Source organism: Arthrobacter sp. PGP41, assembly GCF_002953935.1.
Lineage (GTDB): Bacteria > Actinomycetota > Actinomycetes > Actinomycetales > Micrococcaceae > Arthrobacter.
In genome coordinates this window covers 502934-516024 of sequence record NZ_CP026514.1, presented here as the reverse complement: position 1 = coordinate 516024, position 13091 = coordinate 502934, and the positions used below count along the sequence as shown (strand labels likewise).

12 protein-coding genes are annotated in these 13091 nt (G+C 64.8%); 3 read left to right on the top strand and 9 right to left on the bottom strand.

Going from position 1 to position 13091, the window contains the following annotated elements:
• Nucleotides 1-45: 45 nt before the first annotated feature.
• Genes C3B78_RS02450 through C3B78_RS02435 form a run of 4 tightly spaced genes read right to left on the bottom strand, consistent with a single transcriptional unit; the run spans nt 46 to nt 4466 of the window.
• Nucleotides 46-822: an enoyl-CoA hydratase gene (locus tag C3B78_RS02450; protein ID WP_104996660.1), complete on the bottom strand. Its 777-nt coding sequence runs from the start codon at nt 820-822 to the stop codon at nt 46-48.
• Complete coding sequence (mmsB, locus tag C3B78_RS02445) at nt 819-1844, bottom strand: 3-hydroxyisobutyrate dehydrogenase (protein WP_104996659.1); 1026 nt, start codon at nt 1842-1844, stop codon at nt 819-821. Before mmsB ends, C3B78_RS02450 begins: the two co-directional genes overlap by 4 nt.
• Nucleotides 1837-2967, bottom strand: coding sequence for an enoyl-CoA hydratase/isomerase family protein (locus C3B78_RS02440; RefSeq protein WP_104996658.1), 1131 nt, complete (start codon nt 2965-2967; stop codon nt 1837-1839). Before C3B78_RS02440 ends, mmsB begins: the two co-directional genes overlap by 8 nt.
• Nucleotides 2967-4466 (bottom strand): CoA-acylating methylmalonate-semialdehyde dehydrogenase, encoded by a 1500-nt coding sequence (locus C3B78_RS02435; RefSeq protein ID WP_104996657.1) that lies wholly within the window; start codon nt 4464-4466, stop codon nt 2967-2969. Before C3B78_RS02435 ends, C3B78_RS02440 begins: the two co-directional genes overlap by 1 nt.
• A 243-nt stretch (nt 4467-4709) precedes the next feature.
• Here C3B78_RS02435 and C3B78_RS02430 point away from each other — a divergent pair, with 243 nt between their 5' ends.
• Both C3B78_RS02430 and C3B78_RS02425 read left to right on the top strand, forming a co-directional pair.
• A complete protein-coding gene (locus C3B78_RS02430) occupies nt 4710-5516 on the top strand; it encodes an exodeoxyribonuclease III (protein WP_104996656.1) in 807 nt (268 codons plus the stop codon).
• A gap of 34 nt (nt 5517-5550) precedes the next feature.
• Nucleotides 5551-6447: a hypothetical protein gene (locus tag C3B78_RS02425; RefSeq protein WP_104996655.1), complete on the top strand. Its 897-nt coding sequence runs from the start codon at nt 5551-5553 to the stop codon at nt 6445-6447.
• A 24-nt stretch (nt 6448-6471) separates the two neighbouring features.
• Here the strand turns inward: C3B78_RS02425 and C3B78_RS02420 are convergent, their stop codons facing one another.
• The 5 genes from C3B78_RS02420 to C3B78_RS02400 form a co-directional block, all read right to left on the bottom strand.
• A complete protein-coding gene (locus C3B78_RS02420) occupies nt 6472-7524 on the bottom strand; it encodes a LacI family DNA-binding transcriptional regulator (RefSeq protein WP_104996654.1) in 1053 nt (350 codons plus the stop codon).
• Nucleotides 7525-7658: 134 nt separating this feature from the next.
• On the bottom strand, nt 7659-7907 hold the full coding sequence (locus C3B78_RS02415; protein ID WP_104996653.1) for a hypothetical protein: 249 nt from the start codon (nt 7905-7907) through the stop codon (nt 7659-7661).
• Nucleotides 7904-8800, bottom strand: coding sequence for a carbohydrate ABC transporter permease (locus tag C3B78_RS02410; protein ID WP_104996652.1), 897 nt, complete (start codon nt 8798-8800; stop codon nt 7904-7906). The genes C3B78_RS02415 and C3B78_RS02410 overlap by 4 nt, the downstream gene beginning before the upstream one ends.
• A complete protein-coding gene (locus C3B78_RS02405; RefSeq protein ID WP_104996651.1) occupies nt 8797-9831 on the bottom strand; it encodes a carbohydrate ABC transporter permease in 1035 nt (344 codons plus the stop codon). Before C3B78_RS02405 ends, C3B78_RS02410 begins: the two co-directional genes overlap by 4 nt.
• A gap of 7 nt (nt 9832-9838) precedes the next feature.
• Complete coding sequence (locus tag C3B78_RS02400; RefSeq protein WP_104996650.1) at nt 9839-11131, bottom strand: ABC transporter substrate-binding protein; 1293 nt, start codon at nt 11129-11131, stop codon at nt 9839-9841.
• A gap of 138 nt (nt 11132-11269) precedes the next feature.
• Here C3B78_RS02400 and C3B78_RS02395 point away from each other — a divergent pair, with 138 nt between their 5' ends.
• The gene (locus C3B78_RS02395; protein ID WP_104996649.1) at nt 11270-13087 is read left to right on the top strand and encodes a glycoside hydrolase family 13 protein; all 1818 of its coding nucleotides are present in this window, start codon (nt 11270-11272) and stop codon (nt 13085-13087) included.
• Nucleotides 13088-13091: the final 4 nt, after the last annotated feature.

Below are 13091 nucleotides of genomic sequence, written 5' to 3'. Positions count from 1 at the left end.
TGCCTTGTCTACCTTACGTACCTGTAAACAAGCTGGGACGCATCCTTACCGGTGCCTGAACTCCGGCTGGCGCTTCTCGCTGAATGCCGCCATGCCTTCCTTCTGGTCCTCGGTGGCGAAGAGGGAATGGAACAGCCTGCGCTCGAACAGGACACCCTGGGCCAGCCCGGTCTCGAAGGCGGCGTTTACGGCTTCCTTCGCCACCATGGCCGCGGGCTTGGACTTCGACGCGATCACTTCTGCGGCCTTGAGGGCCTCCTCCACAACATCCTCGGCAGGCACCACCCGGGACACCAGGCCGCAGCGGTCAGCCTCCTCCGCTCCAATGAACCGCCCGGTAAGGATCAGGTCCATTGCCTTGGCCTTGCCCACCGCGCGGGTCAGCCGCTGCGAACCGCCCATGCCCGGCAGGACGCCCAGGTTGATTTCCGGCTGGCCGAACTTGGCGTTGTCCCCGGCGATGATGAGATCGCACATCATGGCCAGCTCGCAGCCGCCGCCCAGTGCGAATCCGGAGACGGCGGCAATGGTGGGAATGCGGAGCCTGGTGAAATCCTCCCAGCCGCGGAACCAGTCGGCTGCATACATATCGATGTAGCCCTGGGCCGCCATCTCCTTGATGTCCGCCCCGGCGGCAAAGGCCTTGCCGGAACCCGTGATGACCACGGCTCCCACGCCCGGATCGGCGTCCATGATCCTCACGGCGGACACGAGTTCCTCCATGGTGGCCTTGTTGAGGGCATTAAGCGCCTGCGGCCGGTTCAGCGTCACAAGGCCTACCCGGCCCCGCTGTTCCACGAGGATGTTCGTGTATTCCGTCATTCCGGGCTCCCGTCGTCCTGCGCTGCTCTGCGTGATGCGCCTGGTGGTGCACCACCTGACGCGTCCTGTGGTGCACTGGTTCTTGAGTTGTCTGGTTCCGCGCCGTCCGGCCCCGCGGACTTGTTGCGGATGTCCGTGATGATGCCCGAGAAGTCCCGGCCGGCGCCCTCCCCCGCGGCAAACGTATCGTAGATTTCTGCTGCGAGCGGGCCCATCCGCGCCGCCACCCCGGTGCTTTTCAGCGCGTTGAGGGCGAGGTTGAGGTCCTTTGCCATGAGGGCTCCGGCAAAACCGGGCTGGTAGTCGCGGTTGGCAGGGCTCGAGGGAACGGGGCCGGGGACCGGGCAGTTGGTGGTGAGCGCCCAGCACTGCCCGGACGCCGCGGACGCCACATCGAACAGCGCCTGGTGACTCAGTCCGAGCTTCTCCCCGAGGACGAAGGCCTCGCTGACGGCGATCATGGAAACACCGAGGATCAGGTTGTTGCAGATTTTGGCAGCCTGGCCCGCGCCGTGCGCCCCGCAGTGCACCGCGCGCTTGCCCATGATCTCCAGCAGCGGACGGACGTATTCGAAGCCCTCGGCCTCCCCGCCAACCATGAACGTCAGGGTGCCGGCTTCCGCGCCCACCACCCCGCCCGAGACCGGAGCGTCAACTGACCGGTGGCCTGCGCCCACAGCGAGGGCTGCTGCTTCGCGGGCCTCATCGACGTTGATGGTGGAGCAGTCCAGGAACATGGTTCCGGGCTTCGCCGCCGCCAGCAGCCCCCGTTGTCCGGCGTTCCCGCGGTAGGCATCCAAGACATGCCGGCCGCCGGGGAACATCGTGAGGACCACATCCGCGCCGGATACCGCTTCCTCCGCGCTCGCCGCAGTGGGGACGCCGGCGGCTTTGGCGGCGTCAAGGGCTGCCGGCACCACGTCGAAGCCGGTCACGGGGTAGCCGGCCCTGACCAGGTTCACGGCCATGGGCCCGCCCATATGGCCGAGGCCCAGGAACGCGACAGTGTACTTTTCAGGCATGGTCAGGCTCCTTTAGCTGCAGGTCCACGCCGTTGAGGTCCAATTCCCTGTTCCCCAGCGGCTCAAAAAAGCGGTCCACCAGGCCCGGTTCCACCTCGGCCAGGGTGGGTGGTTTCCAGCGGGGGTTCCGGTCCTTGTCCACCACCTGCGCCCGGATGCCCTCACGGAAGTCCGGCGCAGACAGGAACCGGAGGCCCACGCGGTATTCCTGGACCAGGGCCTCATCCAGTGTCCGGCCCTTGACCCTGCGCAGGGAGGCCAGCGTGACCTTGACCGACGTGGGCGACTTCGCCTCGATGGTATCGGCCGCGGCAGCGGCTTCAACGCCGCCGTGTGCCCTAAGCCGCCGGACAACCTCCTCGGCGTCGTCCGAGGCGTAGCAGCTGTCGATCCAGTCCCGCTGCCCCGCCAGCACGGAGGGCGGGGCCTCCTCCCGGTAACGCTCGACGGCGGCGTCCGCCGTTTCGTCGTCCAGCGCCGCCACCAGGGCAGGCAGCTTTTCGGACGGGACAAAGTGGCTGGCCAGGCCAAGGAACAGGGCGTCCGCCGCGGTCAGGTGCGCGCCCGTCAGTGCGGCATGGGTTCCGGTTTCCCCGGGGGCGCGGGACAGGAGGAAGGTCCCGCCCACGTCGGGGGCAAAGCCGATGGTTGTTTCGGGCATCCCCGTCCGGGTGCGTTCGGTGACCACCCGGACGGACCCGTGGGCGGAAATTCCAACACCCCCGCCCAGCACCAGCCCGTCCATCAATGCCACGTAGGGCTTGGGATACCGGGCAATGAGGGAATTGACCTGATACTCCGTCTCCCAGAAATGCGCCGTCCTGTCACCGCCCGCCAGCATGTCTTCGTAGATCGCCACAATGTCGCCGCCGGCACAGAGGCCACGGCTGCCGGCGCCCTGCACCAGGACCGTGGCAACGCCGTCGTCGTCCGCCCACAGGGTGAGCTGCTCCAAGAGCGCGCCAACCATCCCCGCCGTGAGCGCATTCACCGCCTTGGGCCGGTTGAGGGTCACCACCCCCAGCCGGCCTCGGCGCTCGAACAGCACCTCCGCGTTGCTGCCTGCAGCTCCAGAGGGGCTCCCCGCGCCGTTCACTGCGTTATTTGCCATGTTGGCAGTCATCAGCTTCCTTCCGGCATCACGAAGCTGGCTCCGTGCCGTATTCCTGAGGGCCACCGCGTGGTCACCGTCTTGGTCTTGGTATAGAAGCGGAACGCGTCCGCGCCGTGTTGATTGAGGTCGCCAAATCCTGACGCCTTCCAGCCGCCGAACGTGTAGTACGCGATGGGCACGGGGATGGGAACGTTGATGCCCACCATGCCCACGTCCACCCGGGTGGCGAAATCCCTGGCGGCGTCACCATCGCGGGTGAAGATCGCCACGCCGTTGCCGAACTCGTTTTCAGTGCACAGCCGCAGGGCTTCGTCGTAATCAGCCGCCCTGACAACGCTGAGGACGGGACCGAAGATCTCATTGCGGTAGATGGCCATGTCCTTGCTGACGTGGTCGAAAAGGGTAGGCCCTATCCAGAAGCCGCCTTCGTGTCCCCGCACGCTGAAGCCCCGGCCGTCGGCCAGGAGCGTGGCGCCCTCATCCACCCCGGCCTTAATGTAGCCCTCGATGCGCTCCTTGGCGGCAGCCGTGACTACCGGGCCAAAGTCCGTTTCCTTGTCCAAACTTGGGCCCACCTTAAGCGCCGCGACCCGTTCCTGGAGCCTGGCCACTAGCCGGTTGGCCGTCTCCTCCCCTACCGGCACGGCCACCGAAACAGCCATGCAGCGCTCTCCGGCTGACCCGTATCCCGCGCCGATGAGGGCGTCGGCCGCCTGGTCCAGGTCCGCATCAGGCATGACCACCATGTGGTTCTTGGCGCCGCCGAAGCACTGCGCCCGCTTTCCGTTAGCCGCAGCCGTGGCGTAGATGTACCGGGCCACCGGGGTGGAGCCCACGAACCCGACGGCCTTGACCTGGTGGTCCTCAAGCAGCGCGTCCACTGCTTCCTTGTCTCCGTTCACCACATTGAACACCCCGTCCGGAACGCCCGCCTCGGTGTACAACTCAGCCAGGCGGAGGGGCACCGAGGGATCGCGTTCGGAGGGTTTCAGGATGAAGGCGTTGCCGGCCGCCAGGGCGGGGCCTGACTTCCACAGCGGAATCATGGCGGGAAAATTGAACGGCGTGATGCCCGCCACCACGCCAAGGGGCTGGCGCAGTGAGTGGATGTCAATCCCCTGGCCCGCGTCGCTGGAGAACTCGCCCTTGAGCAGGTGCGGCGCGCCGGCAGCGAACTCCACCACCTCGAGGCCGCGCTGGATGTCGCCTTTGGAATCGGCGAGGGTCTTCCCATGCTCTGAGGAGAGCAGCCGGGCGAGCCCATCGATGTCCCGGTTGACCAGGTCCACGAACCGCAGCATGATCCTGCCGCGCCGCTGGGGGTTCATGGCCGCCCACTCCACCTGCGCCTTCTCGGCAACGGCTACTGCGTTCTGCACCTCGTCCCGGCCGGCGAGCGGCACCCGGGCCTGGACCTCGCCGGTACACGGATCAAAGACGTCGCCAAATCGGCCTGACAGTCCGGCAGCATGGTGGCCGCCGACAAAATGGGACAGTTCGCGGACCATGGCTGCAGGCTCCTTCGCATGTGATCCAAGTCATTCCTGGTTGCGAATATACTCGGACTTCCTACTAAGTTCCATACGCGCTGCCCTGGCCCTGTGGCACTGTGGCGGACGCCGCCGTCGTGCGGCACATTGATGCCCTGTTCCGCGGAACCGGGCTAACGGCTGGGCGTGTCCGCGCCGTTGTGCCCCGTTTCGGAGCCCGCCCCCGTCCGCATTTCCGGCGCTCAAGGTAGGTTAGGAACTGTGAAGATTGCTACCTGGAACGTGAACTCCCTCCGTGCCCGCGCCGACCGCGTCGAAGCCTGGCTTCAGCGCAGCGACTGCGATGTCCTGGCCATCCAGGAGACGAAGTGCAAGGACGACAACTTCCCGTGGGAACTCTTTGAGCGGATGGGCTACGAGGTTGCCCACTTCGGCGTCAGCCAGTGGAACGGGGTGGCCATCGCTTCCCGCGTGGGGCTGGACGACGTGGAGCGCACCTTCCTGGACCAGCCCTCGTTCGGCAAGGCCGGCAAGGACCCCGTGCAGGAAGCCCGTGCCATGGCTGCCACCTGCGCCGGTATCCGCATCTGGAGCCTCTATGTCCCCAACGGCCGTTCCCTGGACGACGAACACATGCCGTACAAGCTCAAATGGCTGGAGAGCCTGAAGACGCACGCCCAGGAACTGGTCATGCAAAACCCCGAAGCCCAGGTGGCGCTGATGGGCGATTGGAACATCGCCCCGTTCGACGAGGACGTCTGGGACATCGACCTCTTCGTCAACAACCGGTACACCCACGTCAGCCCACCCGAGCGTGCTGCCTTCCATGCCTTCGAGTCGGCAGGCTTCACCGACGTGGCGCGCCCGTACACCCCGGGCCCGGGCGTCTACACGTACTGGGATTACACCCAGCTGCGCTTTCCCAAAAAAGAGGGGATGCGGATCGACTTCGTACTGGCCAGCCCGGCCCTGGCGGCGCGCGTGACCGGCGCTTCGATCGACCGCGAGGAGCGCAAGGGCAAGGGCGCCTCGGACCACGCCCCCGTGCTGGTGGAACTGGCGGACTAATGTCAGCATCCTGGACCCACAATAGGAGGCCGAGATGACCGGAAACCTCTACCGGGGACAGGCCGGCCTGCCTTTCTCGTCCACCCTGCGCGTCTACGAGCCGCTGGAAGCCTTCCCGGAGGAGCAGCGCCAAGCAATCCAGGCGGAGGGGGCGCGCTCGGCCTCCCGCGCCGCCGTCGAAAACGCCGAACTCCTGGCCTCGCTGGGGCGCATCACGCGCTCCGGCGGTGATCCCTTCCCCACGGGACGAACGGACCTGGTCCGTGTCACCACTGCCCCGGCATCATCCGGCGGAACTGCCGGCGAAGCATCCGACGACGGTGCTGACGCGGAGCCGGTGCTGCTGTACTGCCCCAGCCAGCTGGTGCTGCGGGCCGGACTGGCGGCCAACGCCCTGATGGAGGGCATCCACGGTCCGCTGGCCGAACTGCTGATCCCCGAGGAGCAGCGGGACAAGCATCAGGAACGGATAGACCAGGTCAAAGCCCGCGACGGATCCGTCCGGGTGCACACCCGTGCTTCCACCTGGGGGATCCCCTTCAGCTGGTTCTCCCTGTTCATGGAGTCGGACCACAAGGACGTGGTGGAGGCGGGCGGCCGGATCGTCACCGTCCGGGTGTGGGCGCACATTACCGACGCGTTGGAGCGGGCACGCTACGCCGTGGCGAACCTGGCCCTGGCCGCGCCGGACCTGGACATGCTGGACGACCTCGCCCAGCTCACCGAATGGCTCGAACTGTTCCACGTTAATTCGATGGTGGAACTTGATTACGGGGCTGTTGCCGACAAGGTGTACCCGGACGATTCCCCCATGGACATCCGGCTGGGCATTGAGTGCCTCGCCGAGGGGGACATGACCGGCGCCGCGGCAGCCTACCGCCGCCTGGCGTCCCGCTGGATCCCCATCCGCCAGCTGGCCCGCGCTTCCTGACGACGGCCCGCTTAGGCCAGGCGTTCAGGACTGGGGCGGCGCCGTGGTCCTTCGGACAATCAGTTCATGGGACGCCACGGCGGACCGTACGGAGCCGATCTGCCCGTCCAGTTCGTCCAACAGCATCTTGGTGGCCAGCTCTGCCTGCTCGTCGGGCCGCTGGCCGACGGTGGTCAGCCCCATGGCGTCGGCGAAATCGTGGTTATCGATGCCCACCACGGAAAGTTCCTCCGGAACCCGTACGCCAATGCGGGCGGCTTCAAAAATGACGCCCATGGCCATCTCGTCCGAGGCGCAGAAGATGGCAGTCGGCTTTTTCCCCGGCTTGGACCAAAGACGGCGCAGGGCTTCCTGGCCGCTGCGGACCGTGAAGTCACCCCATTCATCCCATTCGGGGCGGGTACGGAGGCCGGCCGCCGTCATGACGTCCTTGAACGCAAGGATACGAACCCGGGGAACATCAAAGTTCAGGTCTGTCTCGTCGTCTCCGTGCAGCAGGGCAATATCCCGGTGGCCCAAGTCGATCAGGTGGCGGACGGCAGCAGATGCCGCGGCATAGTCGTCAATGCCGATATAGGCGCACTCCTCGACATGGCCGCCCACTACCACCAGCGGAATGTCGATCTTCTGCAGATGGTCCAGCTCTTCGTGGGTCAGCGCCATACACAACACCAGCAGGGCGTCGATCTGCTTATAGACCATGGTCTTGCTGAAAAGCCGCTCCCTGTTGCTCCCGTGTCCGCCAAGGTTGAAGAGCGAAAGATTGTAGTTGCGGGCGTGCAGCTCGCGGTCTGCACCCTCGATGGCCTTGGAAAAGAACCAGCGGCTCACGAACGGGGCAAGCACCCCGATGGTCCTGGTGCGTCCGGTGGCCAGGCCGGACGCAGAGGAGGAGGCAACGTAGCCCAGGTTTCCGGCGACCTCCAGGATCTTCTGCCGGGTGGCCGGCGATACCCGGGGCAACCCCCGGACTGCCCGGGAGACGGTGGCAGTGGACACTCCTGCTGCTGCTGCCACATCCTCGATGCTGACACCGCTGTGGCCTCCCCGTTGAGACCTTTCAGTTGTGCGTGCCACGGCGTCCCCTCATGTACTCCCTGCAGGTGTCAGCCCTGCTTGAAGCGATACCACCGTGCCAATCGTATTTTGAACACAGTCGTGCATCGCAGTGTTACCGCGCCGGATAGACTCCGGCAGCGGATCCAGCCGTGCTACCTCCGGCCCGGCAGGCGCCGCCGCAGCCGCACCATTCCGTACAGCGCCAAAAGCGTTGCCAGCAGGCCCAGTGCCCAGCCGAGGGCGGGCTGCGCAGTCACCTCCATCCATACGGTGACCACAAGAAGGACCAGTGCCCAGAAGCCGAGGAACCCGATGATGATGTCGAAATCCTCGCCGGACCTCAGGAGCCGGCGGCTGCCCCCCGCCCCCGGAGTCCGGGAGCGGGAAGCGTCGCGTGTCACTTGACCGCACCAGCCGTCAGGCCGGCAACGATCTTGCGCTGGAAGACAAGCACCAGGATCACCAGAGGAATGGTGACAATGGTGCCCGCGGCCATGATGGCGGTGTAGGGGATCTGGTTGGGCTGCGCGCCGGCGAAGCTGGCGATGGCAACCGTGACAGGCTTCGTTGCCTCATTCGACAACTGGCTGGCGATAAGGAATTCATTCCAGGAGGAGATGAAGGCCAGGATCGCCGTGGTGAAGATGGCCGGGGCCGCCAGCGGCATGATCACTTTCCGGAACGCCTGGCCCTGCGTGCAGCCGTCAACACGGGCTGATTCCTCAAGCTCCCACGGCATCTCGCGGAAGAAGGAGGTCAGGGTGTAGACGGTAAGCGGCAGGACGAAGGAGATATTCGGGATGATCAGGGCCTGGTAGGTGCCCATCCAGCCGATGTTGGTGAACAGCTGGAACAACGGGGTAATCAGGGCAACGCCCGGGAACATGGACGCACCCAGGATGAATCCCAGTACCAGGTACTTGAACCGGAAGTTCAGGCGTGCCAGTGCATAGGCGGCGAAGACGCCGATCACCAGGGAAATCACCGTGACGGTCACGCCAATGAAGATGCTGTTGATGAGCGCCTGGCCGAACTTGTTGCCAAAGGAAGTATCGAAAGCCGTGATGAAGTTGTCCATGGTCACGTGCGTCGGCCAAGGCGTTGTGTCGTAGGTGAAGCCGACCTCGCGGAACGCCGTCACCACCATCCAGTAAGCCGGTGCAAGGCACCAGATCAGGATCACGGCGGCGCTGATGTAAGTACGGGCGCTCGCCCATTTTTCCCGGGTCTGGGCAGCCTTGCGGCCTTTGTCCTGCTGCGCCCGCAATGCCGTGGAGGCAGTGGTGGTTGTCATTTCTTCCCCTTACCGGTGGCTCCGCTTTGTTCCACGACGTTCGCCCCAAGGAACCGGACGAAGATGAATGCGACCAGGAAAATGATGATGAACGTAATGGTGGACAAGGCAGCTGCCGAGTTGAACCCTTGCCTGATCTGGTTGATCACCAGGATGGACAGCGTTGTGGTGTTGTTGGCACCGCCGGTCAGGATGTAGGGAAGGTCGAACATACGCAGGGCGTCCAGGGTACGGAACAGGATGGCCACCATCAGCGCGGGCTTTACCAGCGGAAGCGTGATAAGGCGGAAGCGCTGCCAGGCGCTCGCTCCATCGACCTTTGCAGCCTCATAAACCTCCGCCGGAATCATCTGCAGGCCGGCCAGGATCAGCAGCGCCATGAAGGGCGTGGTTTTCCAGGTGTCTGCGATGATGACTGCCCACTTCGCCGGCCATTCGCTGCCGGTCCACAGAATGGAAACGTTGAACAGCTTGTTGATGATGCCGTTGAAGTCGAACATGAAGAGCCACAGCTGGGCCGTGACGGCGGTGGGGATGGCCCACGGAACGAGGACGGCTGCGCGGACCAGGCCGCGGCCCTTGAACGTCCGCGCCATGATCATGGCCATCCAGAAGCCAAGCACTGTCTCAAAGGCCACGGTGATGACCGTGAAGAGGAAGGTGGTCCCGGTGGCGGTCCAGAACTGGCCGCCTAGGGTGCCCGGCGGGCAAGCGACGGTACCACCGCCCGGGGCGGCACACTGCTGCCCCAGCCAGTTGACGTAGTTTTGGATACCTGCCGGGCCCCCGGCCGTGAACAGGCCGGTGACCGGGTCCAGGCCCGCGTCCTTCTGGAAGGACATCACAATTGCGCTGATGATGGGGTAAACAATGACGATGCCCAGGGCAATGATGGTGGGAGCCAACAGCCAGGAGGCCCATTTGCCTTGGCTGAGGATCGCGTTGTCTTCGCCTACGCCCTTGGGACCGTGGTGTACATCGGGGGCGCCCGACGCCGGCTTTACCGGCGTCGGGCCCAATTCGGTTGCCATAGCTAAACTACGATCCTGCGCCAGCGGACTCGATGGACTTCTGCATGTCAGACAGCGCGTCCTTGGCAGGCTTCTCACCCTTCAGTGCAGCGTAGGCGTTTTCCTGGATCGCCTGCGTGACAGCCGGGTAGAACGGGGTTACCGGACGCGGAACAGCGTTCTCGATGGAGGTCTTCAGCACCGGCAGGTACGGCAGCTTGGCAACCAGTTCCTGGTCTTCATAGAGTGCGCTGAAGACCGGAGCCAGCGAGCCCTGCGTGGCGAAGAACTTCTGCTGCTCTTCCTCGATCAGGAACTTCACGAAGTCCAGGGAAGTGGCCTTGTGGTCCGAGTAGACGCTGATGGCCGCGCTGTGGCCGCCGAGGGAGGAGGCACCGGGGCCGTCCTTGCCCGGCAGGGCAGCCATGCCCAGCACGTCCTTCACCTTGGAGGAACCCTCAGTGGTGGCCAGGTTGTAGACGTAGGGCCAGTTGCGGAGGAAGAGCAGCTTGCCTTCCTGGAAGGCCCGGCGGCTTTCCTCTTCCTGGTAGGTGATGGCCTCGGCCGGGATGTTCCCGTTCTTGAAGGCTTCAACCAGGTTGTTCAGGCCTTTTTCTGCCTCAGGGGTGTTCAGGTTCGGCTTGCCTTGGTCATTAAGGACGGATCCGCCGGCCGAGTTGATGGCCTCGGAGGCGTTGACCGTAAGGCCTTCATACTGCTTGAACTGTCCTGAGTAGCAGCCCATGTTGTTCTGCTTTGCGATGGAGCACATCCCCATCATCTCGTCCCATGTTTTGGGTGCTTCCGGCACGAGGTCCTTGCGGTAGTAGAGAATGCCGCCATCGGAGGACACCGGGGCTGCGTAAAGAGTGCCCTTGTACGAACCGGCTTCTACCGTGGGTTCAAGCATCCCCTTGGTTTCTACGGCCATCTTGTCCTTGAGGGGCTGCAGCCATCCCTTGGCTGCGAACTCGGCGGTCCATACGACGTCAACGCTCGCTACGTCGTAATCGGCGTTCTTGGCCTGGAAGTTCTGCACCAGGTCGTCATGCTGCTGGTCCGCCTGGTCGGTCTGCTCCTTGAACGTGACCTTCTCGTCCGGGTGGGCTGCATTCCACTTGTCGATCAGCGGACGCACCACGTTGCTGTTGTCTTTGCCTTGGACGTACGTAATGGGGCCCCGGCTGTCCAGGTTTTTTTCGGCATCGCCGCCGCCGCCACCACCAGTGGTCCCGCCGCCGCCCCCGCCACCGCATGCGGTCAGGGAAAGGGCCAGGACGCCGGCGGTCGCAGCCGGAAGTAGGAATCTAGGGGTTTTCATGCTTGAGGCTCCTCGCTGAGTGACAAGTAAGTCGGCAGTGCGTTATCTAGGTGAGGTTGATGTGGTGACCATCACACTAGTAAGGTTGCTCGTGGTTATGCAAGCGTTTACATCAAAAAGTTATCTGAGAGGAACCAAATGTCCAACCCGGCCGTTCCTGCCTCCGACGCTTCCCGTGAATGGTGGACTGACGCCGTCGTCTACCAGATCTATCCCCGGTCCTTCGCAGACGGCAACGGCGACGGCATGGGCGACCTGCCCGGGGTCATGGACCGCTTGCCCTATCTGGAACGGCTGGGCGTGGATGCCATCTGGCTCTCCCCGTTCTACAAGTCGCCCCAGGCCGACGGTGGCTATGACGTGGCCGATTACCGCCAGGTTGACCCCCTGTTCGGGTCCCTGGCTGACTTCGATGCGATGTTGCAGGAAGCTCACCGCCGTGGCATGAAGGTCATTGTTGACCTGGTCCCCAACCACACTTCTGACGAACACGCATGGTTCCGGGAGGCCCTTGCGGCGCCGCCGGGGTCCCCTGAACGCGACCGCTACATCTTCCGCCCCGGGAAGGATGGGGTACCCGGATCCGGCGACGGCAACCGGGCACCAAACAACTGGAAATCGATTTTCGGAGGACCGGCCTGGACCCGGATCACGGAAGCGGACGGCTCCCCCGGCGAGTGGTACCTCCACCTGTTCGACACGAAGCAACCGGACCTGAACTGGGACAACCAGGAAGTACAGGAGGAGATGCGCTCCGTACTCCGCTTCTGGCTGGCCCGCGGAGCGGATGGTTTCCGGGTGGACGTTGCCCACGGCATGGTCAAGGAGGCCGGCCTGCCCGACTGGGACGGGGTGGCGGCAATGGTTGAAGGCACCTCGGTTGAGGGCAAAGGGGAGGTGCACAGGGAACCGTCCCTTCCCGGTGACGCGCCCGGCGCACACACCGATGCGGAGGAACCGCACCGCGCCGTCTCCCCCGTTTATCCGCCGTCGCCCTTTTTCGACCAGGACGGCGTGCATGCGATCTACCGTGACTGGCACCGCGTCCTGTCGGAGTACGGCGGCGACCGGATGATGGTGGCCGAAGCCTGGGTGGAACCAGCGGAGCGGCTGGCCCTTTACGTCCGGCCGGACGAAATGCAGCAGGCTTTCAACTTCGACTTCCTGATGGCCGGGTGGGATGCGGAACGGATGTCCGAGGCAATCGACGCGTCCCTGAAGGCCGCCGCAGCCGTGGGGGCACCGTGTACCTGGGTGCTGAGCAACCATGACACCGTCCGCCATTCCACCCGCTTCGGCCTCAAGGATCCCACCACCTTTCCCAAGGGCATCGCGGCGGACGATGAGCAGCCGGACGCCGCCCTGGGACTGGCCCGGGCCCGGGCCGCCACCATGGTGGAGCTGGCGCTGCCGGGTTCCGCCTACCTGTACCAGGGCGAGGAACTGGGGCTCCCTGAGCACACCACGCTTCCGGCAGAAGCCCGTCAGGACCCTACCTTTTTCCGGACGCAGGGGGCAGAAACCGGCCGGGACGGTTGCCGGGTCCCGCTGCCCTGGGCGGCGGAACAACCCGGCTATGGCTTCTCAGGATCCTTCCAGGGCGAAGCGGCTCCGCCCTGGCTTCCGCAGCCCGAAAGCTTCGGTCCGCTTGCTGTCGACCAGCAGGAAATCGAGGAGGGGTCCACCCTGGAACTCTACCGGGCTGCATTGGCGTTCCGGTCCGCCCGGAGCCTGGGCAAGGGTTCCCTTGAATGGGCCGAGGTCCACGCACCGGAAAGCGGGCTGCTGGGATTCCACAACGGAGATGTGCTGGTCCTGTCCAACATGGGCTTTGCCTCCGCGCCTATCCCTGAGGGCTATTCCGTGCAGCTGTCCAGCGGCACGGCGCCTGCCTCGGAATGGGGAGAAATGCATGAGGTGCCCGTGGACTGCGCCGTCTACCTCACCCGGAACTAGGCGT